Origin of the sequence: Beijerinckia sp. L45 (assembly GCF_009765775.1) — a bacterium.
Lineage (GTDB): Bacteria > Pseudomonadota > Alphaproteobacteria > Rhizobiales > Beijerinckiaceae > RH-AL1.
Map to the genome: position 1 here is coordinate 22,826 of NZ_LMUU01000149.1, position 3,244 is coordinate 26,069.

The following is a 3,244-nucleotide window of genomic DNA, read 5'->3' on the forward strand; positions in this document are numbered from 1 at the left end:
CGGCATCGGCGAGGCGGCCGCACGGCTTCTCGTAGCCGAGGGCGTGCAGGTGGTGCTGGTGGCTCGGCGGCGCGAGCGGATCGACGCACTCGCGGCTGAGCTTGGGCCCGACGTGGTGGCGCTCACCGCCGATGTCGCCGACCCTACGCAGGTCGCTGCGGTCTTCGATCAGGCGCGGGAGCGGTTCGGTGGACTCGACCTCTTGTTCAACAATGCCGGATTGGGCGTGAACGCACCGTTCGAGAAGAGTGATCCGGCCGACTGGACCCGCATGATCGACGTCAATCTTTATGGCGTGCTCCATTGCACTCGTGCCGCTATCCCGCTGCTGCGCGGGCGGCCTGGGGCGATGATCTGCTCCGTGTCCAGTGTAGGTGGACGCTACGGCGTTGCAAACTGGTCGGTGTACAGCGCGACGAAGTTCGCGGTGGTCGGCTTCCACGACGCACTGCGGAAGGAACTTGGCGAGGAAGGGATCCGCGTAGCGGTAATCGAGCCCGGTGCGGCCCGTACAGAGTTCGGCGCGAATGTCGCGGAGGCGATGGCGGAACGCTGGGCGCAATTGGATGCGATGACAGGGGAGGATGTGGCGCAGGCGCTCGTCTATGCTTTTGCGCAGCCGGCGCGTGTGCTGGTGGAGGAGATCTTGCTCCGTCCCGTCAAACAGGTCGCGCCATGAGCGCCCAGACCGAGGCGGCCCTGGCGACATTCAAGAAAACTTACCCACCGAACTGGCGGCGATCCAAGCTCGCTGTGCCCGACAACATCACGCTGCTGCCTCTGCCGCCGCGCAGCCCCGAACTCAACCCTGTCGAGAACGTCTGGCAAACCTACGCGGCAACTGCCTGTCGGATCGCGTTTTCACGTCCTACTACATCGTCGGCCACTGCTGTGACGCCTCGAACAAACTCACCGCTCAGCCATGAACAATCATGACCATCGGATTGCGCGATTGGGCTAACAAATGCTGATCAACGCAGATTAGTATTAGTATATCCGAACCATCTGAAGACCAAGTTTTGCAGGTTGGCGTACGCGGAGTTTAATGAGGCCTTTTTACCAACTCATCAGAAAGTACAAGTCCCCGGAGGTCGGCGTCCCACATAGCTTCACGGATCTCTGCGACTATGGCGTGCGCCGCGCTTCTTAGCTCGATATCTGATGCATCATTTGTTAGGACGATCCGGGCAGCGGCGATAAGAACTTCTTCGCCGTGCCCCTTAGGACTCGCCACTATTTCGACGGCTTTTCGATAGAGCATAAACGTCACTCAATGCCGCAATTGGGTACAACCGCCCAGATTGAAATTTGTTCCTATCGCATAGAGCAAGTTGAAGTTGGAGAATTTGACATGTGTCATAGGTTTGCGGCTGGAGTTTGATCATGCCCAATTATGTTGTGCGTAGAAACGGTGACTCAGATCCTGACCGGATGTGGGTTTACGCGGTTGACGAATGGGATGCTCGCGAGCAAATTGCATCGACCCTACAAGTCGATGCGCACAACAGCAAAGCGTATGAATGCCGAGAAGAGCAGGACTTTAAGGTGCCACTCGACATGATCTTGCACGAATCTGGCGAATGGACCGAGGTTGCCCTGCCTCTGATGCTGAGATCAAACGCGAACGATGGCGGTTGCGGCCCACAGACTTCGGACGATTAGCGGGTCGTTCCAGCTTCACAGCAGTGAAAGATGCTTGAAATATCTTCAGCGGATTTAGCAACCGTAGATTGCTAAATGATATTTGGCGACTATTCTGCTGTGGGTTTCTTTCCAACAACTCGGTGACGGGCAAGCTCGGCCTCTACTCTCTTCAGCGCAGAATCGGCTTCTCTTGTCTCTTGTGCCTTTCGTGCCCAAAAATCCGCGCGTGCCTTGGCGGCATCGTATCCCTTTGGCAGCTTGGCCAATCCCAAGCTATCCTTACAACGAAAATCTAAAATATCGCCCACAATCTCTCTTTCGTAATTACAGCGCGATACTGAACGCCACTAATAGGAAAGAGTTGCGTATACCAGCTATGCAAAAGCAAATGAATATTATTTACTCAATATTTAACTAATTCGTCTTGGCCGTTTACTAGGGTCAATCCTGACAACGAAAACTTACGCGAGCTTCGAGGACCACGGTTGCCATGAAGGCCCAGGCGGCTCGCTCGTATCGCACGAAGACGGCGCGCCAGTCCTTCAGCGTCGCCAACTTGGTCTCGACGACATGCCGCTTGCGGTACAAGTCGGTGTTGTAAGGCACGACCTCGTTGCGATTTTGGCGGCCGGGAATGCAGGGTTCGTTGCCCATGTCGCGCAGCGCCCTTCGGAAGGCATCGCTGTCGTAGCCGTTGTCGGCTAAAAGATGCTTGGTGGCAGGCAGAACCGGCAGGATCGAAGCGGCACAGCAATGATCGCTGACCTGTCCCGGCGCTAGGCTCAACCTGCTTTCAGGATGCGATATACCTGCATGCGGCTACACTTCACAGCCTGTGCGATTGCAGCAGCTCCATGCCCGGCTCTGTCCAGCGCGACTACCGTAGCTCGATCCACCCGTGGCGCGCCGCCCTTGTAAACCCCTCCCGCCTTGGCCCGCTCAATCCCATCCTTTTGACGCTCTTTGATAAAGCGGCGTTCCATCTGCGCTACCATGCCGAGGACGGTGATAATCATGTGACCCATTTCGCCTCGCGTGCTGACATGAGGGTCGAGAACGGTGACGAACGCGCCTCGCTGCGTGAGCATCCGGTGACGGCCGCCTTGCGGCTTGGGTAGCGGCGGGCTTTGCATCCGACCTTAAGGCGGTCCTTAAGGTGGGTTGTTGCATGCGGGTCGAAGTCCTGAACGGTGTTGAGCGGCGGCGGCGATGGTCGCGCGAGGAGAAGATGCGGATCCTCGCCGAAAGCGTCGAGCCGGGTGCGACAGTGGCGGACGTCGCGCGGCGCAACGACGTGGCCCAAAGCGTACTGTTTTCCTGGCGGCGACAAGTCCGCGTCCCTGAGGCAGCGGTTCCGACGATGGTACCGGTGATGATCGCCGAGCCGAGTGTCGCGACGGCGCTGGTCGCCACGAAGTCGCGCCGAACCCGTGGTCCGGCGAAGAAGCGCAGTCTGATCGAGAGCGATCTCGGTGGTGAGTGCCGCGTGCGTGTCGATGCCGGCGTTGATGCCGATGCGCTTGCCCGCGTCATCGACGTACTGAGCCGGCGATGATCGCCTTCCCAAGTGGCGTGCGTGTGTGGCTGGCGACCGGGCACA

General features: G+C 58.4%; 5 protein-coding genes and 2 pseudogenes. 4 read left to right on the forward strand and 3 right to left on the reverse strand.

Annotation, left to right across the window (positions count from 1 at the left end; all coding sequences use genetic code 11):
* The 3 genes and pseudogenes from GSQ79_RS15965 to GSQ79_RS15975 form a co-directional block, all read left to right on the forward strand.
* Positions 1 to 679: SDR family oxidoreductase (locus GSQ79_RS15965; protein ID WP_158809695.1), on the forward strand; the 679-nt coding region annotated here is incomplete at its 5' end.
* Between the two features lie 62 nt (positions 680 to 741).
* Positions 742 to 926: pseudogene (locus GSQ79_RS15970) on the forward strand (transposase); the annotation flags it as partial.
* Between the two features lie 457 nt (positions 927 to 1,383).
* Positions 1,384 to 1,662, forward strand: a complete 279-nt coding sequence (locus tag GSQ79_RS15975) for a hypothetical protein (protein WP_158809685.1) — start codon at positions 1,384 to 1,386, stop codon at positions 1,660 to 1,662.
* 89 nt (positions 1,663 to 1,751) lie between these two features.
* On the opposite strand, the gene GSQ79_RS15980 is transcribed toward GSQ79_RS15975, so the two are convergent.
* From GSQ79_RS15980 to GSQ79_RS15990, 3 genes and pseudogenes are all read right to left on the reverse strand, one after another.
* Entirely contained in the window at positions 1,752 to 1,952 is a 201-nt protein-coding gene (locus GSQ79_RS15980) for a hypothetical protein (RefSeq protein WP_158809686.1), read from the reverse strand.
* A 133-nt stretch (positions 1,953 to 2,085) separates the two neighbouring features.
* Positions 2,086 to 2,430, reverse strand: coding sequence for a transposase (locus GSQ79_RS15985; RefSeq protein WP_158809687.1), 345 nt, complete (start codon positions 2,428 to 2,430; stop codon positions 2,086 to 2,088).
* Positions 2,427 to 2,723, reverse strand: a pseudogene (locus GSQ79_RS15990) (recombinase family protein); the annotation flags it as partial. The pseudogene GSQ79_RS15990 and the gene GSQ79_RS15985, both read right to left, overlap by 4 nt.
* An 89-nt stretch (positions 2,724 to 2,812) precedes the next feature.
* Here GSQ79_RS15990 and GSQ79_RS15995 point away from each other — a divergent pair.
* Complete coding sequence (locus tag GSQ79_RS15995; protein WP_158809689.1) at positions 2,813 to 3,199, forward strand: transposase; 387 nt, start codon at positions 2,813 to 2,815, stop codon at positions 3,197 to 3,199.
* Positions 3,200 to 3,244: the final 45 nt, after the last annotated feature.

Bases quoted from the DNA above. Each gene is read 5' to 3' on its own strand.
- GSQ79_RS15975 (WP_158809685.1), top strand. From the start codon at position 1,384: ATGCCCAATTATGTTGTGCGTAGAAACGGTGACTCAGATCCTGACCGG.
- GSQ79_RS15995 (WP_158809689.1), top strand. From the start codon at position 2,813: ATGCGGGTCGAAGTCCTGAACGGTGTTGAGCGGCGGCGGCGATGGTCG.